The sequence below is a fragment of the Desulfoscipio geothermicus DSM 3669 genome (genome assembly GCF_900115975.1).
Classification (GTDB): Bacteria; Bacillota; Desulfotomaculia; order Desulfotomaculales; family Desulfallaceae; genus Desulfoscipio; species Desulfoscipio geothermicus.
Map to the genome: position 1 here is coordinate 17,593 of NZ_FOYM01000024.1, position 21,647 is coordinate 39,239.

Sequence of the window (21,647 nt, forward strand, 5' to 3'; positions counted from 1 at the left end):
ATATTTTATGACAGGTACTATAGTAAATATTATAGCCATCGGAATAGGTACGTCTATTGGCTTGTTTTTTAAAAAGGGAATATCGCCACGTGTAAAAAATACGGTGATGCAAGGCATCGGACTGGCGGTCTTGCTAGTGGGCTTACAAATGTCATTACAGGGAGAACAGTTATTGATAGTAATTATCAGTTTGGCCCTGGGTGGGATTTGCGGCGAACTGTTAAAAATAGAATATAATCTGGAACGCCTGGGAATGTGGTTGGAAAGTAAGGTGGGTGATAATGGCGGAAACGTGGCCCGGGCTTTTGTTACAACCAGTTTAATATACTGTGTGGGCGCCATGGCCGTGGTGGGCGCTATAGAGGACGGTATTTCCGGTAATACCGATACATTGTTTGCCAAGGCCATGCTGGACGGAGTAAGCTCCATTTTCTTTGCTTCTACCATGGGCATCGGAGTTATTTTTTCCGGTTTACCCGTACTGGTTTATCAGGGCACCATCACCTTGCTGGCCGCATCGTTGAAAGATATTCTCAACCCCTTTGTGATTAATCACTTAACTTCCACCGGTGGCCTTTTAATTATTGGCATAGCGATAAATATACTGGAAATTAAGAAAGTAAATATTGGTAACTTGCTGCCGGCCATAATTATTGTCATACCGCTGGCATATTTTATGCAATATTTGCATTTATTTTGACCAAGGGAGGGGTAAAATATCCTCTCTTTTTTTTAATAGTGCGCTTTTGGAAGTAGCTTTCTTCGCTAAAAAGCTAAATAATATAATAACTATTAACCAAAACATTTGACTGCTGTAGTATCGCCCATAAGCGAACGACTTGCGTAGCGCCGGTAACAGAACCCGGGAAAAGCTTTTAGGTAACCGGATAGCGGCGCGAAAACAGTGGGTTACTAACAGTTTGCGATTTAAAAAGATGAGCTTTAAAGTCAATATATCAAAAATATGAATACATATCGCGCCGCTTTTGCAGCTCCGCTAATCCGGTCCGAAGCAAGGCGTGGTGTGCATCACACGCGAAGCATTAAAGTGAGTGTTAGGCATTACTACAGCGGGCTTGCTGAATAGTTACATAATATATTACCCACAATCTTTTGCTCTATTAATAATTTACAAAGCATGGCGGGCAAAATAGAGTAAAAAATCGGGGGCGGTATGAATGTTCGATGAAAATTATCAATACAAAGATCGTCTTGAGGCGGGAAATATATTGGGCTTAAAGTTAATGGAAAAAGTTAGCAATAATACAGTGGTAATCGGCATACCCCGGGGCGGAGTTGTGGTGGCCGCCAGGGTGGCAGAAATGTTAAATAATCCTCTGGATATAATTATCCCACGCAAGATAGGGGCACCGTTTAATCCCGAGGTGGTCATTGGAGCTGTGACACAGGATGGGACGGTATTGTTAAACAGTCATGTGATGGCGGCTTATAACATAGAAGAGAAAGAAATTGAAACGCTGATTCAAGAACAGGTTGCCGAAATCAAGCGACGCATGGTTAAATATCGCGGCAGTGCAGATTACCCGGATTATTCCGGGAAATTAATTATTCTGGTGGATGATGGCATTGCAACGGGTTTTACTGCCAGGGCCGCCGTGCAGTCGTTGAGGAATATGTTTAGGCCGCGAAGAATTATCCTGGCGGCACCGGTTATGCCGGCCGATACAATAACCAGGTTAAGTGGTGATGTTGATGAAATAGTTTGCCCTCTAACTGCCGAAAAGTTTTATGCCGTGGGTCAATTTTATAAGGAATTTGAGCAAACCACCGATGCTGAAGTCATTAATCTCCTGCATAAAATCAAAAAAGCCAGGAAAGATAATACAGGAGGTGTGAATATGAAAAAGATAGCACTTGATGATGATCTACAAAGGTTCCGCAAGGATTTGGAAAGAGAAGGCTTTACGGTGGTTGACGGTGCCATGGCTGACGATGCTGACGCGTATATTGTTTCCGGCATGGAAAACAACTTTATGAATATGCAGGACAGAGCGACGGAGAAAAAAGTGATTGACGCCAGCGGAAAAGACATTAATGAAGTTATAAACGAATTAAGAATTATTCCATGAAGGAACAAGAAAGGCGCACGCTTTCCAGTACTGCAATGTTTTGCCCGGCTATGAATATGGCCGGGTATATTTCTTAAAGTGAAAGTAACTATTCAGTAAGCCCCTGTGGTATTGTCCAACGTTCACTCCAGTGCTTCGCGCCGCTATCCGGTTACCTAAAAGCTTTTCCCGGGTGCTGTTACCGGCGTTACGCAAGTCGTTCGCTTATGGGCAATACCATAGCAGCCAACTGTTTTGCTGAATATTTACCTTTAAAGTGAAAAACTTAAAACCCGGAGTTTAGCAACTCCGGGCCTTTTTATGCCTGCTCTCCCTGGCAACCTTGTTCAATCCTGCTACAATGGTATTGGTAATCTTCATTACCAGGCTGAGGCGGGTGTTTTGCAATACCAGGTATTCCATAAAACCGCCTACATTTACAATGCCGGTAATATAAATTTGACCCACGGAGGGTAAAGACTTGTTAACACCGGCGCCAGGCTGCAACGATCCGTCACCGATATTGATGCACCCGACATTTTCCAAGCTGCCAAGGCAGGCATCAACGGCTATAATAAACGGGTCGCTGTATTGTTTGTTGATCATATCCAGATATTCCTGTAAATTACCGGCATGCACCGGCTGGTCCAGGGTACCGTAAATTTGAAACAGGTCTTGATTTTGATATTCCAACTGGGTGCCAACCAGCGGTCCCAGACAATCGCCGGTTGACCGGTCGGTGCCGATACACAATAATATCACGGGGCCGGTATGCAGCGCTTCATAACGGGTTAGTTTATCCATTAAAGCAAGGTATATTTTCTCCGTTGCCAGCTGATCATCAACATGTATTTTAATTTTAGGCATAGAATGTTGTTTTATGAGTTGCTTTGCCACAGCCATAATATATCACCTCTTTGTTTAAAAAAACAAACTAATATATTTATTCCCTTAAACTTATGGCTTTATTCCTTTTTTGTAAAAAATTAATTAACTGGTGCATAAGATCATTAGAGGATGGAGGTGAAATAGCTGTCGTTAAATAAACAAATTTCAATATTAAAAGTTATTGCCATGTATATGGGTGCGGTTATAGGCGCGGGTTTTGCCTCAGGCCAGGAAATTATGCAGTTTATTACTTTGCATGGCCTGAACGGGTTAAAGGAAGTTGTTCTGATAACCGCATTATTCGCTTATCTGGGAGCATCAATACTTTACCTTTCAGTAAAACTAAGCACGGATAATTACTTGGCACTAATTAATTATTTACTGGGTAAAAAAGTGGGAAAAATGTTGGATTTATTAAGCATGTTGATGCTTTTCGGCGGTTTGAGCGTTATGCTGTCCGGCAGTGGAGCGATATTCAGCGAACACTTTAACATTAGTGCAAAATTTGGAATATTTATAGTAGTGGTGATAAATTGCTTTATTTTGCTGGGTGGTTTGAACGGTGTGGTACTGGTAAATGCGGTGTTGGTGCCCATAAAAATTATAGCTATTCTAATTATATCATTATTAATCTTACAGGCTGAAAATACTTCGTTTGTACAAAATAATGCCGTGCTGTTTACGGGAGCGGTAACGGGTCACTGGTTATGGTCGGGGGTACTGTATGTGTCGTATAATATGATTCTGGTTGTGGCCGTCTTAACCACACTGGGAAAAAGCATCACCAAAAAGGTAGCATTATGGGGCGGCGTAGCCGGCGGCGCTAGTCTGGGAATTATAGCCGGAATCATGTATCTGGCCGGGCTCAGTTTGTATCCAGAAATTATCAATTACAAAGTGCCCATGTTATATATGGCCGGCAAGGTGGGTCAAGGATTTAAATATATTATGGGTGTATTGATCTGGCTGGCTATTTTAACCACAACGGTGGCCAATGCCCACGGGTTCGCTGCCCGCATGGCTGACGCGGGAAGTAAAAATTACAAAATAATTGGTATCGGCGCAACTTTGCTGGCCGTTCCACTGGCAGGAATGGATTTTGACCGGCTGGTGGGCACCATATATCCTTTATTTGGTTATGCCGGTTTATTGTTAATGTTATTCTTAATAATGGCACCCCTGCTGGTGGTGCGGCGCAGGCAGTAAACCAAATAATCAAAAAACTGACAGGTAAAAAATATTAACAGAAAGAATAATTATAATGAGGAGGTGAAGCAGGCTATTATGAACTGGTTGGATTGGTTAATGTTGTTGATTATTTTCTTTTCAGCCTGGCGCGGGCTGCACACCGGATTTATAGCCGGCGCGGCCGGGCTGGCAGGTCTGGTGCTGGGATTGGCGGCAGCCTTCATCGGGTATGCGCCGCTGGCATTGTATATGGAAAACCGGTGGGGTTGGGGAGGCGCCATCGCTACATTTATTAATGATAAACTACCTCTTTCCGTGCTGGATGAATTAATCAAGAATGATTATATGAATAACCTGCAAATTACGGTGCCGGGCGTCAAAGCCACGGGCTATATAACAAACATGGTGTATCAGGCAGCCATGTCAATTCTGGAGATAATATCCTTTTTATTACTGTTGGTGGCGGTATCCCTGCTGGTGAAAATTGTATTGCGCATGTTTTCCGGGGCGGTGGCGCATACATTTTTCAGCCCGCTGGATCGCTTTGGCGGGTTGTTGTTGGGAGTGGTAAGGGGGCTTGTAATTATCACGTTAATGGCGATTCTTCTAGAGCCTTTGCAGGCCACCGGTGCGGCGCCGGTTCAAGGAGATCCGGGCTTTTTGGGACGGGCCGTCGCCGGATCCGCGCTGATGCCGTATGTATGGCATCTTTTGAATATATTAAATATGCATATACCAGCCTGGCAATCCCTGGGGGATATATTTAAATCCGGCGGGAGTAATTATATATATCCCGGCCATACTAAAACATCATAACTATGGGTTGGAGGTTGACCGATGAGTAAAAAGGGCCAACTGGCTTACAGTAGGAAAAATGTTTGGGAAAAAATCAGTGAACTCGAAAAAAAATCGGTATTAAGCATGGGTGAAGATTACAAGCAGTTTATCAAACAGGCCAAAACGGAACGGGAAACTATTTATTTGATTAAGGAATTTGCCGAGAACAACGGTTTTAAACCGCTGCAGGGAATATCAGGCCCGTTAAAACCCGGTGATCGCGTGTACGCCGCATTACGCAATAAATCGATGGTCATGGCCGTAATGGGCAGCCGCCCGCTGGTTGAAGGAGCTAATATTATCGGAGCGCATGTGGACAGCCCGCGCTTGGATCTAAAAGTTCACCCGCTGTATGAAAAAAGCGATCTGGCTTTATTGGAAACCCACTATTACGGGGGTATAAAAAAGTATCACTGGCTGGCGCTGCCGCTGGCGTTACACGGAGTGGTATTTCGCAAAGACGGCATTCAAGTGAATATTTGCATTGGCGAAGAGGAAGGCGACCCGGTATTTACCGTAACCGACCTGCTGCCCCATCTGGCCCGGGAGCAGGCGGAGAAAAAGGTATTGGAGGCTTTCCCGGGTGAAAGCTTGGATGTTCTGTGCGGGAGCCTGGCGGTCAACGACCGGGAAGTCAAAGAAAGGGTCAAGGAAACAATCCTGGACCACCTGCATGAAAAATATGGTATAATAGAAGAAGATTTGGTTAGTGCCGAATTGGAGTTGGTCCCGGCGGTGGCTCCGCGGGATATCGGTTTTGACCGTTCCATGATAGGCGCATACGGGCAAGACGATCGAGTATGCGCTTATGCGCAAATGATGGCCATTAATGGCGTTAACTTGCCCAATCGCACGGCAGTGGGCATATTTACCGATAAAGAAGAAATCGGCAGTGTTGGGAACACAGGCATGCAAGCCAGCTTTTTTGCTAATATTATGGCAGAATTATTGGAAAAAAGTACCGGTAAATATAATGAGTTGCTGCTGCGCCGGGCCATGAATGCTTCCCGGGCATTATCAGCCGATGTCAATGCGGCTTTAGACCCCAACTTTGAGGAAGTGATGGAAAAGAATAACGCCGCGCGGCTGGGATGCGGTGTAGTCATTACCAAGTATACCGGTTCCGGCGGCAAAAAGGGGGCCAACGACGCCCACGCCGAATATATGGCGCTGGTCAGAAAAATATTTAATGATCATAACGTTATCTGGCAAACCGGCGAACTGGGCAAGGTTGACCAGGGTGGCGGCGGGACCATAGCTTATATGCTGGCTGAGTACGGGATGGACGTAGTGGATTGCGGAGTGGCATTGCTGGGGATGCATTCACCGTTTGAAGTGAGCCACAAGGCCGATATTTACATGATGCACCAGGGTTACCGGGCCTTTTTTCTGTCATAAAACAACGGGGGTCGGTCTATGTTTGTTAAATATAATATAGGGGACGTTGTTAAAATGCGCAAGCAGCATCCCTGCGGCGGAGATGAGTGGGAGGTTATGCGTACAGGTGTGGATTTTCGTATCAGGTGTACAACCTGCGGCCGGGTAGTTATGCTACCCCGGCCCAAGTTTGAGAAAAGCGTGAAAAGAATAGTGCAGCCGAAAGCCGAATATTGAATGCATTGCAAATTCCCATATCATAATAATAGTTGTTGCAAGACCAAATTCCTTGCTACGGCTAAATAATTATGCTATAATTTTATAGTTAAAGCTGAAACTGGCCTAAAATGCATATTTTATGGACCTACCCTGCTCTACCGAACAGTAGGGCCTTATGTCCAAAGGGAGGAGGTGAGCATTGTGCGCCAGTACGAATTGGTATTTATTCTTAAAACAAACCTGGATGAGGAAGCCACCGAGGCGGTAATCGACAAAGTAAAGGGTATAATTGAAAATAATGGCGCCGAGGTAACCAAGCTTGACAAGTGGGGCAAGCGCAGGTTGGCTTACGAAATTAAGCATACCCGCGAAGGTTATTACGTGATAATAAACTTCAAAGGCGAGCCGGCGGTGGCCGGTGAACTGGACCGGATCCTGAAAATTACCGATGAAGTTTTAAGACATATAATTGTGCGTAATGATGATTAAAGATGTAACCAGAGATAGATTTACTTACACCGGGGCGGTGATTAAAAATGTTAAATAGAGTAATATTAATCGGCCGGCTGGCTCAGGACCCCGAACTACGCTACACACCGAATGGCGTACCGGTGGCCACCTTTACCCTGGCGGTGGGTCGCCAGTATACCAACCGGCAGGGTGAACGTGTGGAAGCTACCGACTTTATTGATATTGTTGTGTGGCAAAAATTGGCGGAAACTTGTACCAATCATCTGGGCAAAGGAAGGCTGGTGGCCGTCGAGGGCAGGTTACAAGTTCGTTCTTATGATGACAGCCAGGGGATTCGCCGCAAGGCGGCCGAGGTTGTGGCAAACGATGTGCGCTTTTTGGATTGGCCTAAAGAGGCCCGGGGATCATCCACTGGTGGAAGTAAAACAACAGAAGGAGAAAATTTTGCCAGTGAAATAAGCTTTAACGAGGATGAAATTCCGTTCTAGGAGGGAAGACTATGAGACGCGAGCGTGGGCGCCGGGGCAAAAAGCGTATTTGCAGCTTTTGCGTTGATAAAATGGATAAAGTTGATTATAAAGATGTGCCGCGTTTAAAAAAATTTATCACTGAAAGGGGTAAAATTTTACCCCGGCGCATTTCCGGCAATTGTGCCAGGCACCAGCGGATGCTGACTGTAGCAATCAAAAGGGCTCGTAATATTGCCCTGTTGCCCTTTACAGCAGAATAAATAGTACATGTTAATAGGTGTATTTAATAGGGGAACATGGGTTCCCCTTCCTTTGTTTTGTACACTTGGTACGACGGGTAACAAATAACAGGATACACCTGCTTCGCCCGGGCAGGAAAAGCGGTTTATGTGCAGAACTATAATACAATTGTGTAATAAAAATATAACGAGGTGGTTCCCCGGACTTATGGATAAGTATCCGAATGTGCCAGAAACAGTCATAGTGGCCACCGTCACGGCCCTGCTGGGATTGCTGGGCCTTTATATTACGCCGGTGTTTTTTTTGACTTCCTTGATTTTGCCGGTGCCGCTGGCATATTTGATTTTAAAAAGGGATTTGAGGCATGGCCTGCTGGCTTTAATGATGTCTACGGTTATGTTGATGTTTGCCTTTACTCATATTAAGGCAGCGTTGCTGATGGTGCTGCAGTTCGGCCCGCCGGGCGTTATTGTAGGATTGCTGCTCAAGAACAGGGTGACGGTGTCTAAAAGTATCAATGTATTATTCTTTTGGGCACTGGTGGCCGCGGCAGTCAACCTGATAATCAGCTTCGCGGTCAATGACGCCGGCACAGCCAAGGTAGCGCATGAATTCCGGGCAACTATGGATCAAATGGCCCGGGTGTACATGCAAAACGGTATCATGGACGAATCCGGCAGGCAGCAGTTTATGGCCGCCGCCGAGCAGATCGCCCGGTTGGTGCAAACATTTATCCCCGGCAGCGTGGTGGTCTGGAGCTTGATCATGACGCTGGCAAGTTATTTTATAACCAGGTATATCATGCACAGGTTGGGCTTGGCGCAAACCGAAAAGTTTGACTTTGCCAAGTGGCAATTGCCGTGGTACTCTACATGGCTGGTAATAACCGGCCTGGCCCTTACTCTGGGGGGCGATGAGTTGGCAATAAGCACCATGGGAATAGTGGGCAAAAATATACTTTATATTGCGGCATTTGTATTTTTTGCGCTGGGCACTGCTGTACTGACATACTTTATGCAAGTTTGGAAGGCTTCCCGGGTTGTCAAAATAATCATTATTGTGGTTCTGACATTGTACTTGCCTTTTACCATTACCATGACGCTGGCGTGCGGTGTGGTGGACCCGCTGGTCAACTTGCGCCGGTTGACCGCCAACGGAGATGAGGGGATCAAAGGGGGTTAAAAACATGCAGGTAATTCTTCTGGAAGATGTGAAAAAGCTCGGTGAAAAGGGCAAAGTGGTGAACGTGGCGGAAGGCTACGCTCGCAATTATTTGATACCCAAAGGATTGGCCGTGGAAGCTTCCAAGGGTAGAATGAAAGACCTGGAAAAACAAAGAGCTATTCAGGCGGAAAAAAAGAAACAAATTGAGGAAAAAGCCCGGGAACTGGGCAACCGGCTTGACGGGTTGAAATTAACCATACAAGCCAGGGTGGGTGACGCGGGCAAACTCTTCGGGGCCATTGGCAATAAGGATATTGCCGGCGCCTTGAAAGAAAAACACGGGCTTGAGGTGGATAAGAAAAAAATCATTGTAAAAAACCCCATTAAAGCACTGGGCGAATATCCCATTATCATTAAATTGCACCCGGCGGTACAGGTGGAAATTAACTTGGAGGTAGTGGCGGAGTAGTTTTTCGAAACAGGCCGAAACTGACATTAAGGAGATTTGACAGCAATGAAAAGTTTTCTGGAAAAAATCAAGGGTAAAAACGAATTGGGCACCAACTTCAGGGAACAGGAACAACTACGGCGACAGGTGAGTTCTCTTTACAACATCATGACGGACATATACGGTTCGGACAAAATCGTACTGCGGGCCGGTAAGCTGGGCGTGCTGCAGATGATGCGATCCGAGTATTTGCCCGAGCGAGTGTTGGCCCTGCAGAAAATTGTTCTTGAAGACCCTACATTGGATACCGTACCTGAGCCGGAACATATACGGGACATTCTGGATGAATTAGAAAATGAAATTGCTGACATCATAGCGCGTCGCGCCGTGGAAGACGAACTGGAAAAAAAGATTAACGAGCGCTTGCAGCAACGGCATGAAGATTACGTGCGCGAAATAAGAATGCAAATTGTAAAGGAGAACACCGGCCCGGAAAATGCCCAAACCTTGAAAAAACTGGCTATTCTTGAAAAACTGGAACAAAAAAACCTGGTGCGTTCCGCCCTGGATGTGCTCCGGCCGTCCAGCCTGGATGAGATTGTCGGCCAGGAGCGCCCGGTGCGGGCTTTGCTTTCCAAGCTGGCCTCACCGTTTCCACAGCATATTCTGCTTTACGGCCCGCCCGGAGTGGGTAAAACAACCGCTGCCCGGATCGCTTTGGCGGCGGCGCGCGACTTAAAATATAGCGCATTTGCTGCCGGGGCGCCCTTTGTAGAAGTTAACGGCACCACCTTGCGCTGGGACCCGCGCGAGGTTACCAACCCGCTTTTGGGCTCGGTGCACGACCCCATTTACCAGGGCGCACGTCGCGACCTGGCGGACAGCGGGGTACCCGAACCCAAACCCGGTCTGGTGACGGACGCGCACGGGGGTGTGCTTTTTATAGACGAGATCGGTGAATTGGACCTGATTTTACAAAACAAATTGCTCAAGGTGATGGAAGACAAACGGGTATTTTTTGAATCGTCATATTACGACCCTTTAGACAACAATGTTCCCCGGTATATTAAAAAGCTGTTTGAAGAAGGCGCGCCGGCTGATTTTATCCTTATCGGGGCCACCACCCGAGAGCCCGAGGAAATTAACCCGGCCATCCGCAGCCGGTGCACGGAAATATTTTTTGAGCCGCTGACGCCCGCGGATATCTGTCAGATAGTCCGGCAGGCCGCCCGGAAATTAAACGCACCCATGGATAACGGTGTGGCTGAAGTAATTGCCGAATATACCATTGAAGGGCGCAAAGCGGTTAATATACTGGCTGATGCCTATGCGCTGGCCTGCCATAAAGTTGTTGACGGGCAAGAACCGGTGATCACGCTGGCGGAAGTATATGAAGTTGTTCAAGTGAGCCGGCTGACTCCCTATATAACCCGGCGTTCCAGCGCCAACCACGAGGTGGGCAGGATATTCGGTCTTGGAGTGGCGGGATTTGTCGGTTCAGTGCTGGAAATCGAAGCAGTGGTATTTCAGGCCCGGCGCAAGGATGGCGGGGTCATCCGGTTCAATGAAACAGCGGGCAGCATGGCCAGGGATTCGGTATTCAACGCCGCCTCCGTGCTCCGTAAATTAACCGGGCGCGATCTGAACGAATACGACGTGCACGTTAATGTGGTCGGGGGCGGGCGGATTGACGGCCCGTCAGCGGGTGCGGCCATTTCCCTGGCCATATACAGCGCCCTGGAAAACCGCCCCATTCCCCAAAATATAGCCGTAACCGGTGAACTGTCCATTCAGGGCCGGGTCAAGGCGGTCGGCGGGGTGCCGGAAAAAATTTACGGTGCCAGGCAGTGTGGCATTGAAACGGTGTTTGTGCCCCGGGAAAATGAAAAGGATATACCCGCCGATACCCGCGGCGTCAAGGTGGTCCCGGTACAGACGCTGGAGGAAATAATTGCGTCAATTTATCCGACAGCCAAGGAAATGGTTAATTGAATAATTGAGTCAGGTGATGATGGTTTATGTGGGACAAAACACCTCCCCACAATATAGACGCCGAGCAATCGGTGTTGGGTGCACTGCTTCTGGACAACAGCGCCATTTCCAAGGTGGTCCGGTATCTTCGCCCGGAAGATTTTTATGTAGAATCCCACAGAGTCATTTTTGACGCTATTTTGGAGTTGGATGAAAGCGGGCAGGCCGCCGACCTGGTGACCGTGACCGATAAACTGCGCCGCAGCGGCGAATTGGAAAAGGTGGGCGGCGCCGCCTATGTGGCCACATTGACCAGCGTCGCTCCCACTTCGGCCAACGCCGAGTATTACGCGCGTATTGTGGAAGAAAAAGCGCTGTTGCGTAATTTAATCAACCTGGCCACCCGCATAGCCGGGCTGGGTTACGAGGGCAGCGAGGACGCCGAGCGGCTCATGGAGGAAGCCGAAAAAATGCTGCTGGAACTGGGCTCACGGCGTACCACGGCGGTATTTACGGAAATCAAGGATATATTGCTGGATACCTTCAAGCACCTGGAATTTCTATATAAACATAAGGGAGAAATAAACGGTATCCCCACCGGTTTTAAAGACCTGGACCGGCTGTGCCAGGGCTTGCAATCCGGTGACTTGGTGATCGTGGCGGGACGCCCGTCCATGGGTAAAACCAGCTTCGGGTTATGTATCGCTTTTCACGCTGCCGCCCAAACCAAAAAACCGGTGGCCATATTCAGCATGGAGATGTCCAAGGAACAACTGGTGCAAAGGATGCTCTGTGCCGAAGCCATGGTGGACCAGCATAAAATACGCAGCGGCTTTATTCAGGACGAGGATTGGGTCAAACTTACGCAAAAGGCTCGGGATATGGCCAGGTTGCCCATTTATATCGATGATTCCGGCGTGCTCACGGCGCGCCAGATACGGGCCAAGGCCCGGCGTATCCATGCGGAAAAGGGGCTGGGGTTGATTGTTATAGACTACCTTCAGCTGATGCAGGGTAGTCGACGCTCGGAAAACAGGCAGCAGGAAATCGCGGATATATCACGGTCTTTAAAAGGGCTGGCCAAAGAACTGAACGTGCCGGTGCTGGCCCTGGCCCAGTTGAGCCGCTCGGTGGAGCAGCGACAGGATAAGAGACCCATCATGTCCGATTTGCGGGAATCCGGAAGCATAGAACAGGACGCGGACGTGGTGATGTTTATTTACCGGGATGAATATTATAACCCGGAAACCGAGCGGATCGGCATTGCAGATATAATTGTGGCCAAGCAGAGAAACGGCCCCACCGGTACGGTGGAACTGGCCTTTTTAAAAGAGTTCACCAAATTTATGAACATCGCCCGCCGCAAGGAAGGGGAATAAACGGTTATTACGGTTATTAATTAGTTGCTAAGCAAATTTAAATTTGATATAATTACATTGCTGTGCGTCTTAACAGTTACCTAAATAATCTTATTTACATTCATAACCGGTATATATTGATTAATTGACTCAAACAATATTATCCGTTTGGGTTATTTTTATGTCGAGGGGAAAAATATTTTGCAGAACAACAGGGGGTTTGCCCAGTGTCTAAACATTACGACATCATTATTGTCGGCGCTGGCCCGGCAGGTATATTTGCCGCCATGGAGCTGGTTAAAAAAAGAAGTGATTTGCGTATCTTGATTCTGGAAAAGGGACGCGATATCAACCAGCGCAACTGTCCCTCCCGGGAAAAGGGTGGCAGTTGCTTTAATTGCAACCCCTGCTCTACGGTTTGCGGGTGGGGTGGTGCCGGGGCTTTCAGTGACGGCAAACTGACCCTTTCATCGGAAATCGGCGGTAGCCTGGAGCAGTACATGGGCGAAGAAAAACTGGTGGAAATGATCAATTACATTGACCGGGACTATTTGAAATACGGGGCCCCGGAACACATATACGGTTTGGAACACCAGGAGGAAATTCAAGAGTTCCAGCGCCGGGCCACCCTGGCCGATCTAAAGCTGATTCCGGTGGCTATTCGTCATCTGGGCACGGGGCGGTGCCAGAAAATATTGGAGAACATGTACCACTTCTTAATTGGTAAAGGTGTGGAAGTTCGTACCAGAACCACCGTGGATCATATAATGACAGACGGGCAGCGGGTCAAGGGCGTACAAATCGCGGGCGGCGAGGAAATCACCGGTGATTATGTTATCATGGCGCCCGGCAGAGAAGGAGCCGAATGGCTGGCCCAGGAGGCCTTCCGGTTGGAATTGCCGACTTCGGTCAATCCCGTGGACATCGGTGTGCGGGTCGAGGTTCCGGCGGCCGTGATGGAACCCCTGACCAGGGTGTTTTACGAATCCAAGTTGATCTACTATTCACGGACCTTTGATGACCGGGTGCGTACTTTTTGCATGAACCCCCGCGGGGAAGTGGTCATGGAAAATAATGACGGCTTGGTGACGGTCAACGGGCACAGCCATGCCTTCAATAAGACCGATAACACCAACTTTGCCGTACTGGTCAGTAAGACCTTTACTGAACCCTTCCGGGAGCCTATTGCTTATGGAAAATACGTGGCCAGCCTGGCCAACTTGCTGGGCGGCGGAGTAATTGTCCAGCGTCTGGGCGATTTGCTGGACGGGCATCGTTCCACGGTGGACCGCATGAAAAAATGCCTGGTGACACCTACGTTGAAAGAGGCCACCCCGGGTGACCTCAGCCTGGTATTCCCTTACCGGCACCTGGTGGCCATAGTGGAGATGTTGAAAGCGCTGGATGAAATAGCGCCCGGCGTATATTCCCGCTATACCCTGCTTTACGGTGTGGAGGTCAAGTTTTATTCCTCTCGATTGACACTAAGTAACGGTCTGGAGACAAAAATTAAAAACCTGTTTGCCGTGGGTGACGGGGCCGGCATCACCAGGGGACTGGCCCAAGCCTCGGTGGCGGGCGTGGTGGCCGCCAGGGAAATCATTGGCAGAATATAACGAAAAATCATTTCCACCGGCATTAAGATGATGCATATTGGAAACAGTTGGGTTATAATATAGGCAACGCATATTATTATATAAAGATAATGCAGTAAGAGGGAAAATTGTAAGGGGGTTGCCGAATGTCTACGGTAGTATTGGTTGGAGCGCAGTGGGGAGACGAAGGTAAGGGTAAGGTAACCGATTTTTTGGCCCGCAAGGCCGACATGGTGGTGCGCTACCAAGGCGGTAACAACGCCGGTCATACCGTAAGGGTGGACGATAAAACTTATAAGTTGCACCTGATTCCTTCCGGTATCCTGTACGGTGACAAGCAGTGTCTTATCGGCAACGGTGTAGTTATTGATCCGGACGTATTAATACAGGAGTTGGACAATCTGGAAAAACAAGGTATTAGCACCGCCAATTTACGGATCAGCCTGAGAGCGCATGTAATCTTCCCTTACCATAAAAGCATAGATATGGCCGAGGAAGAGAGCAAGGGCAATCGTAAAATAGGTACTACTTGCCGGGGCATCGGTCCTGCTTATACCGACAAGGCATCCAGAGTGGGTATTCGCATGGTGGAATTGATCGACCGGGACGAACTGGCGGAAAAACTGCGCGATACGCTGGAAGCCAAAAATAAGCTGCTTGCCGGCTATTATGGCGCGAACGACCGGTTTGATTATCAGGATATATTCGACCGCTACAGCAGTTATGCTGAGCGCCTCAAGAAATACGTAGCGGACGTATCAGTGCTGGTTAACGAAGCCATAGACGGGGGGGCCAGGGTATTGTTCGAAGGGGCCCAGGGCACGCTGTTGGACCTGGACCACGGCACTTACCCCTATGTCACTTCCAGTCATCCCATTGCTGCGGCGGCCTGCCTGGGCGCCGGTTTGGGGCCCACCAAAATTAGGACGGTATTGGGTGTGGCCAAGGCCTATATTACCCGGGTGGGCGAAGGGCCTTTCCCCACCGAACTGCATGATGAGCTGGGCGACCTGATCAGGAAGCGGGGACATGAATTCGGCACCACTACCGGGCGGCCGCGCCGCTGCGGTTGGTATGACGCTGTTATCGCCCGCTATGCTGCCCGCATCAACGGTCTCAGTTACCTGGCCATTACCAAGCTGGATGTGCTGTCCGGCTTGGAAACCCTGAAAATTTGCACGGGTTACCGGTACAAGGGGGAAATTATCAAGGAATTTCCCGCCAGTTTGAAAACGCTGAACGAGTGCGAGCCCGTTTACCGGGAATACCCGGGCTGGCAGGAGGATATTTCTGCAATAAGCGATTATGATGATCTGCCGCAAAATGCCAAGGAATACCTCAAACACCTGGAAGAATTGTCCGGCGTACCCGTGGCTGTCGTGGGCGTAGGTCCCGGCCGCGCCCAAACCCTGGTGCTGAAGGAGATATTTTAAGTATATGTTCGAAAGAGCACATAGGTACTAGTACAGCATTTGAGCAAAGTTTGCCAAGTCGGGGTAGTTAGCTTTGGTGCCAGGTGTTGAAAGTTGAAAATCAAAGATTTTCAACTTTCAACACCTGGCACCTATCACGGATTTTTTAAATAACCTTTTTTAAATGTAAAACAATTACAAACCTGTAATTATAATATTGTTGACACATTAGCTAATCTAATGTATCATGTAAAATTGTAAGACATGCGTGAGCCATTAGCTCAGTCGGTAGAGCACCTGACTTTTAATCAGGGTGTCCCGCGTTCGAGTCGCGGATGGCTCACCACTATACCGGCCCCATGGTCAAGTGGCCTAAGACACCGCCCTTTCACGGCGGTAACCCGGGTTCGAATCCCGGTGGGGTCACCACAGAAATCACCTTCATATGAAGGTGGTTTTTTTTTTATTATTAAGGAAAGTATACCAAAAAGGGGACAGGTTGCTTTTTTCGTTTTTTGAAAAAAGATGCCTGTCCCCTTTTTGGCTTTTTTATTTGTTAACAACCCTGCTCAGTCGAGCATATAAATGTATGAAATTTGCAAGATCCAGGAATGGGGCACCGATGAAAAGTAAGATGACAATGCTGCTAAAAATAGCCATAGACTTAATAGCGGTTAATACGGCTCTTAATATGATGCTGGCTCTGTCAGGAGTTTTTATCCCTGAACGGGAAGTGTTTTGGGCGCTGCATTTAATGGCCTCGATGATTGTCGTGGGCATTTTTTACATCCAGGAGATATACCACCGTTTATGGCAATTTGCCGGGCTGCGTGATTACATGGTGCTAATAAATGGCGTGGCCGGTTACGTTCTAACCTTTTATTTCGGTTGCAACGTGTTGTTTTCTATCTCCCTGCCGCCGTTGGCGGTGATTGCAATGATTTGCGTCACGGGATTTTTGGCCGGTGGTTGGCGTCTGGCATGGCGAATAATCCGGGAATTTAGCGGTAACCGTAAAACGGTGCAAAAAGTCAGACCGACGTTGATAGTCGGGGCGGGGGGCGCCGGCTCCCTGGTGGCCCGGACTCTGCTGGATAACCGGTCAATGTTGAGACCCAAGGGCTTTGTGGACGATGATCAAGCCAAGCAGGGCATGAGGCTTATGGGTTTACCCATTTTGGGCACCCGCCGGGATATTCCCGAACTGGTTAACCGTTTAAAAATCGAGGAAATCATTATCGCCATTCCCTCGGCCGGGGGCAGCGAAATAAAAGAAATTGTCGAGTTGAGCCGCAACACTCCGGCCCGGCTTAAAATACTGCCCAGCGTCTTTCAAATGATCGGAGGGAAAATTCCGGAAGAGCAAATTAGGGACATCCAGGTGGAAGACCTGTTAAAAAGGAAGCCGGTGAAATTAAACATAGAAATTATTGGGGGGTATATAACGGGCCATGTCGTCCTGGTTACCGGTGCCGGTGGCTCGGTTGGCGCGGAGTTGTGCGTGCAGCTGGCGGGTTACAATCCGGCGTCGCTGGTGCTGCTGGGTAAAGGAGAAAACAGTATTTATGAAATAGAAGCCAGGCTGGCTGCCGGTTTTCCCCGGTTGAAAATTTTTTCTGAAATCGTGGATGTCAGGGATTATCCCAGGATTTCACGTATTTTTCAAAGGTATAAACCGGCGGTGGTATTTCATGCCGCTGCACACAAACACGTGCCCCTCATGGAAAAAAGCCCGTCCGAAGCGTTTAAAAATAACGTGTTGGGCACCTGTGCCGTTGCCCGGGCGGCTCTGCTGAACGGTGTCAAAACCTTTGTGTTGATTTCCACCGACAAGGCGGTAAACTGTACCAGCGTAATGGGGGCCACCAAGCAGTTGGCGGAAAGGATTGTGCGGGAATACAACGAGCAGGGGGACACCCGTTTTGCGGCAGTACGTTTCGGCAATGTACTGGACAGTAGGGGTAGCGTTATTCCCTTATTTAAAAAACAAATTGCCGCCGGTGGACCGGTGACGGTAACTCACCCGGATATGGTGCGCTATTTTATGACCATTCCTGAAGCCGCCCAACTGGTCATTGAGGCTGGAGGTATTGCCAAGGGGGGGGAAATTTTTGTGCTGGATATGGGGGAACCGGTAAAAATTGTTGATCTGGCTCTGAATATGATTAAATTATCGGGCTACCGGCCGGAAAAGGACATCGCTATTAAATTTACCGGCATACGCCCGGGCGAGAAGCTATATGAAGAATTGTTCGGAGCAGACGAAACAGTGGTTGAAACCCAGCACGAAAAAATACTCATGGCCCAACCGGCCGATGCGCAAGGCAATATCTTGGAATTTATAGCGCAATTAACCGAAGAAGATATTAATGAGGATATAAAAGTCCTGGGAATTATAAAAAAATTTGTCACCATATATAACGCGGAGGGGGGATTAAACTGAAAGCGTTCAATTTTGCCATTGTGGGTTGCGGTTTCATTGCAGCAAAGCATGCGCAAGCTTTAAGCGACATGCCGGGTTGCCGCCTGGTGGCGGTATATGACGTGGACAATATGGCGGCTGAAAAACTGGCCCGTTCCACAGGGGTCCAAATTTACCGCAGTTACGATGACTTGCTGGCCGACCCCGGGGTGGACGTGGTAAACCTGTGCACGCCCGGGAGTTTGCACGCCGTTCTTGGTATCAAAGCCGCCAGCCACGGTAAGCACGTGCTGGTGGAAAAGCCAATGGCCGTCACCCTGGAAGACGCCGATGCGTTAATTGAAGCCTGTGACCGAGCCGGGGTGGTATTGGTAACGGCGCATCAGAACCGTTTCAAAGGGCCTGTCCGGGCGTTAAAAACTGCGTTGGAACAGGAAAAAATGGGCCGGATATCCCACGGGTCGGTGGTGCTTCGCTGGAATAGAAATATGGATTACTATTTGCAAAAACCGTGGCGGGCAGATGCTTCCCAGGGCGGAGGGGTTTTGTTAAATCAGGCTATACATAATATCGATCTTCTGCAATGGATGTTGGGACCTGTCAACACAGTGTACGGTCTGGCTTCCAGTGCCACACCTTCTCTCAAGGCGGAAGAAAGTGCTGTTGCTGTTTTAAAGTTTGCTTCCGGAGTACTGGGGATAATTGAAGCTTGTTCATCGGTGTACCCGGTAAACTTGGAAGAAACACTGTCTATATTTGGTGATAATGGTACGGTTATTTTAAGTGGAACAAGTATAGGCCAAGTAAAAAAATGGCAATTTGCAGTAAATATATCCAAGCCTCCTGATCATGTCGTGAATCCTACGGATCCCGGTGGTTATCGTCCATTACTTGAGGATATGGTACAGTGCATAAAAACCGGGCGCAAACCACTGGTTGACGGTTGGGAGGGGCGCAAGTGCCTGGAAATTATTCAGGCTATTAAACGTTCAAATAGAACCGGCCTTCCGGTTAACCTACCCCTTTTTAAAGATAGTAAAGTAAATAACTAACCAGATGGCTCCGGGTTTTTTCCCGGGGTCTTGTTGTGCGGCTGGCAGTCACACTTTCTGTCCGGTTAGAATAATATGCCTTTACAAAGGGAAAAAAGGTCGTCAATTTGGAGAGATAACTTGTGCTTAGAAAAACTTTACCGGTTGGGCTTTTTATCCTGTTACTGTGTTCGCTGGTAGTTGTATTAAAAGCCGCCGGGTTAGAGCAAATAAACCAAAATAGCCCGCCAGATATTAATTTAATTGAAAGTACAGAGAAAAAGAACTCTCTTGCCAAATTGCAAAAGCCGGTAAATGTTTTAATTGTCGGCCTTGACACAGGCCGGTTTCCCGGGGGAGCAAGCAGGGAGGGTGTTGGCAGAACAGACACTATCATATTGGCCTGCCTGAATCCTCAAAATCAGGCTGTAAACCTTTTATCCATACCCAGGGACACTCTGGTCGAAATACCCGGACACGGGGAAGATAAAATCAATCACGCTCACCCTTTTGGAGGGATGCCGCTGGTCATAAAAACTGTGGAGCGGTTTAGTGGGGTGAAAATTGATTACTATGTCAAATTTAATTACCTGTGTTATGAAGAAGTGGTCAGAACATTGGGCGTTGTTGAAGTTACTGTCACTGAAGAACTGCACCATAAATACTATGACTTCTATCCCGGCAAAATGAAAATGGGACCGGAACAGGCATTTATTTACCTTCGCCTGCGCAATGTGCCCAGAGGGGATATTGCCAGGACGGAGCGCCAGCAGAGATTCTGTATTGATCTAGTTAAAGAAATTAAAAAACCTAAAAACTGGGCGCGTTTGCCTAAGATTTACCAAATTATTAACGAAAAGGGTGAAACTAACATTAAACTTTGGGATTTGTTGAGAATTGCCAATACTTTTAAATCAATCAATGGTTCAGATATATCCGTCAATACGGTAGCCGGAAGCAATTACAAGGAGAGGGGGATTTATTATTGGAAACCCGATATGAAAAAAACAGCAGCACAGATAAAGTTACTATTTGATACAGATAAACAAAATTAGTAGTAAAGTTCCCGGAATATTCTGCGTGGGGACCGGTGGTTTCACGCAAGTAATGCAACAGACCGATAAAACCTCATGCTGGAAGAAAGCGGAGGGATTATAGTTGAAGGATGTGGATAGCATAGCGGCTTTATCCTTAAAAGAAAAGATAATTCAGAAAAAAATTGTATTAGCCGTTATCGGCCTGGGATACGTCGGTTTGCCGCTGGCACTGGAAAATGCCAAATCAGGGTTCTTAGTACTGGGTATAGATAAGGATTCTGATAAAGTAGCTCAGGTTAACCTTGGTAACAGCTATATCCGGGATGTCAGAGACAGCGATTTGTTACAGGTAGTCAGCCGGGGCAGGTTGTCTGCCACCACTTCTTTTGGTGTTCTGGAAAGGGCCGATGTGGTAATTATCTGCGTTCCCACCCCCCTTACCGCGACAAGGGAACCGGATCTTTCATACGTTACAAACGCTGCCTTGGAAATAGCAAAGAGGTTACATCGTGGACAGCTGATTACCCTGGAGAGCACTACATACCCGGGCACTACGGAACAGGTTGTACAGCCGATATTGGAAAAGACGGGGTTAAAAGTCGGTCGGGACTTGTTTTTGGCTTTTTCACCGGAACGGGTTGACCCGGGGAATATTAAATATACAACTAAAAACACTTCCAAAATTGTCGGGGGGGTTACCCCTGCATGTTTGGACCTGGCATGTACTTTTTATAGCCAGACTTTACAGGTAGTACCGGTTTCTTCGCCTGCCGTGGCAGAAATTACTAAATTATTTGAAAATACCTATCGGGCCGTTAACATTGCTTTAGTAAACGAATTAATGTTTTTATGCGACAGGATGGGGATTGATGTGTGGGAGGTAGTCGATGCAGCCGGTACCAAACCTTTCGGCATACAGACTTTTTATCCCGGGCCGGGTGTGGGGGGGCACTGTATTCCCATAGATCCCTTTTATCTGTCATGGAAGGCCAAGGAATATAGCTATAACACCAAATTTATTGAAATGGCGGGGGAAATTAATGCTGAAGCCACGCAACACGTTTTTAAAAAGGTGTACCGGGTGCTGAATAACCGCAAAAAAAGCATCAATGGTTCGCGCATACTGGTTATTGGCGTGGCCTATAAAAAAGATATAGACGATGTTAGGGAATCTCCCGCCTTGCGCATCATTGCAATGTTACTTGACGAGCAGGCGGATGTAGTATATCACGATCCTTACGTACCATCCATTACCCTGGCGAATTCGGTAAGCTTAAAAAGCATTGTTCTTAGCGAGGATGAAATAAAAAAGGCGGATTGCATGCTGATACTGACTGACCACTCATGTTTGGATTATAATTGGCTGACTGAACATGCCGCCGTAATAATAGATGCCCGTAATGCTACAAAAGATGTTAAAACCGGGCGGGAAAAGATTGTCAAAATATAG

Annotated in this window: 20 protein-coding genes and 2 tRNA genes; 21 read left to right on the forward strand and 1 reads right to left on the reverse strand. The window is 47.8% G+C overall.

Annotated elements, in window-relative coordinates; genetic code table 11:
* The first annotated feature begins 7 nt into the window (after nucleotides 1-7).
* A complete protein-coding gene (locus tag BM299_RS13695; RefSeq protein WP_092485409.1) occupies nucleotides 8-700 on the forward strand; it encodes a DUF554 domain-containing protein in 693 nt (230 codons plus the stop codon).
* A 478-nt stretch (nucleotides 701-1,178) separates the two neighbouring features.
* Nucleotides 1,179-2,090, forward strand: a complete 912-nt coding sequence (locus tag BM299_RS13700) for a YkuS family protein (RefSeq protein ID WP_092485412.1) — start codon at nucleotides 1,179-1,181, stop codon at nucleotides 2,088-2,090.
* A gap of 279 nt (nucleotides 2,091-2,369) precedes the next feature.
* Here the strand turns inward: BM299_RS13700 and yyaC are convergent, their stop codons facing one another.
* A complete protein-coding gene (yyaC, locus tag BM299_RS13705) occupies nucleotides 2,370-2,972 on the reverse strand; it encodes a spore protease YyaC (RefSeq protein WP_092485414.1) in 603 nt (200 codons plus the stop codon).
* A gap of 171 nt (nucleotides 2,973-3,143) precedes the next feature.
* Here yyaC and BM299_RS13710 point away from each other — a divergent pair, with 171 nt between their 5' ends.
* The 19 genes from BM299_RS13710 (at nucleotide 3,144) to BM299_RS13800 (ending at nucleotide 21,647) form a co-directional block, all read left to right on the forward strand.
* Nucleotides 3,144-4,163, forward strand: coding sequence for a YkvI family membrane protein (locus BM299_RS13710; RefSeq protein ID WP_092485417.1), 1,020 nt, complete (start codon nucleotides 3,144-3,146; stop codon nucleotides 4,161-4,163).
* A 78-nt stretch (nucleotides 4,164-4,241) separates the two neighbouring features.
* A complete protein-coding gene (locus BM299_RS13715; protein ID WP_092485420.1) occupies nucleotides 4,242-4,961 on the forward strand; it encodes a CvpA family protein in 720 nt (239 codons plus the stop codon).
* Nucleotides 4,962-4,982: 21 nt separating this feature from the next.
* The gene (locus BM299_RS13720) at nucleotides 4,983-6,380 is read left to right on the forward strand and encodes an aminopeptidase (RefSeq protein ID WP_092485423.1); all 1,398 of its coding nucleotides are present in this window, start codon (nucleotides 4,983-4,985) and stop codon (nucleotides 6,378-6,380) included.
* An 18-nt stretch (nucleotides 6,381-6,398) separates the two neighbouring features.
* Nucleotides 6,399-6,596 (forward strand): DUF951 domain-containing protein, encoded by a 198-nt coding sequence (locus BM299_RS13725; RefSeq protein WP_092485426.1) that lies wholly within the window; start codon nucleotides 6,399-6,401, stop codon nucleotides 6,594-6,596.
* A gap of 183 nt (nucleotides 6,597-6,779) precedes the next feature.
* Nucleotides 6,780-7,067 carry a 30S ribosomal protein S6 gene (gene rpsF, locus BM299_RS13730; RefSeq protein ID WP_092485429.1) on the forward strand — a complete coding sequence of 96 codons (288 nt, stop codon included), beginning with the start codon at nucleotides 6,780-6,782 and terminating at the stop codon, nucleotides 7,065-7,067.
* Nucleotides 7,068-7,114: 47 nt separating this feature from the next.
* Nucleotides 7,115-7,537: a single-stranded DNA-binding protein gene (locus BM299_RS13735; RefSeq protein ID WP_092485432.1), complete on the forward strand. Its 423-nt coding sequence runs from the start codon at nucleotides 7,115-7,117 to the stop codon at nucleotides 7,535-7,537.
* Between the two features lie 11 nt (nucleotides 7,538-7,548).
* A complete protein-coding gene (rpsR, locus tag BM299_RS13740; RefSeq protein WP_092485435.1) occupies nucleotides 7,549-7,779 on the forward strand; it encodes a 30S ribosomal protein S18 in 231 nt (76 codons plus the stop codon).
* 187 nt (nucleotides 7,780-7,966) lie between these two features.
* Nucleotides 7,967-8,941 (forward strand): DUF2232 domain-containing protein, encoded by a 975-nt coding sequence (locus BM299_RS13745; RefSeq protein WP_165608333.1) that lies wholly within the window; start codon nucleotides 7,967-7,969, stop codon nucleotides 8,939-8,941.
* Nucleotides 8,942-8,945: 4 nt separating this feature from the next.
* Nucleotides 8,946-9,392: a 50S ribosomal protein L9 gene (rplI, locus tag BM299_RS13750; RefSeq protein ID WP_092485441.1), complete on the forward strand. Its 447-nt coding sequence runs from the start codon at nucleotides 8,946-8,948 to the stop codon at nucleotides 9,390-9,392.
* Between the two features lie 45 nt (nucleotides 9,393-9,437).
* The gene (gene lonC / locus BM299_RS13755; RefSeq protein WP_092485444.1) at nucleotides 9,438-11,363 is read left to right on the forward strand and encodes a Lon family ATP-dependent protease; all 1,926 of its coding nucleotides are present in this window, start codon (nucleotides 9,438-9,440) and stop codon (nucleotides 11,361-11,363) included.
* Nucleotides 11,364-11,389: 26 nt separating this feature from the next.
* A complete protein-coding gene (gene dnaB, locus BM299_RS13760) occupies nucleotides 11,390-12,721 on the forward strand; it encodes a replicative DNA helicase (RefSeq protein WP_092485447.1) in 1,332 nt (443 codons plus the stop codon).
* 206 nt (nucleotides 12,722-12,927) lie between these two features.
* The gene (locus BM299_RS13765) at nucleotides 12,928-14,316 is read left to right on the forward strand and encodes an NAD(P)/FAD-dependent oxidoreductase (RefSeq protein WP_092485450.1); all 1,389 of its coding nucleotides are present in this window, start codon (nucleotides 12,928-12,930) and stop codon (nucleotides 14,314-14,316) included.
* 125 nt (nucleotides 14,317-14,441) lie between these two features.
* Entirely contained in the window at nucleotides 14,442-15,728 is a 1,287-nt protein-coding gene (locus BM299_RS13770; RefSeq protein WP_092485452.1) for an adenylosuccinate synthase, read from the forward strand.
* 249 nt (nucleotides 15,729-15,977) lie between these two features.
* Nucleotides 15,978-16,053 (forward strand) — tRNA-Lys (locus tag BM299_RS13775).
* Nucleotides 16,054-16,060: 7 nt separating this feature from the next.
* Nucleotides 16,061-16,136, forward strand: a tRNA-Glu gene (locus tag BM299_RS13780).
* Between the two features lie 193 nt (nucleotides 16,137-16,329).
* Nucleotides 16,330-18,150, forward strand: coding sequence for a polysaccharide biosynthesis protein (locus tag BM299_RS13785; RefSeq protein ID WP_092485511.1), 1,821 nt, complete (start codon nucleotides 16,330-16,332; stop codon nucleotides 18,148-18,150).
* Nucleotides 18,147-19,181 (forward strand): Gfo/Idh/MocA family protein, encoded by a 1,035-nt coding sequence (locus tag BM299_RS13790; RefSeq protein WP_281246383.1) that lies wholly within the window; start codon nucleotides 18,147-18,149, stop codon nucleotides 19,179-19,181. Before BM299_RS13785 ends, BM299_RS13790 begins: the two co-directional genes overlap by 4 nt.
* A 122-nt stretch (nucleotides 19,182-19,303) precedes the next feature.
* On the forward strand, nucleotides 19,304-20,215 hold the full coding sequence (locus BM299_RS13795) for an LCP family protein (protein WP_092485458.1): 912 nt from the start codon (nucleotides 19,304-19,306) through the stop codon (nucleotides 20,213-20,215).
* A gap of 103 nt (nucleotides 20,216-20,318) precedes the next feature.
* Nucleotides 20,319-21,647 carry a nucleotide sugar dehydrogenase gene (locus BM299_RS13800; protein ID WP_092485461.1) on the forward strand — a complete coding sequence of 443 codons (1,329 nt, stop codon included), beginning with the start codon at nucleotides 20,319-20,321 and terminating at the stop codon, nucleotides 21,645-21,647.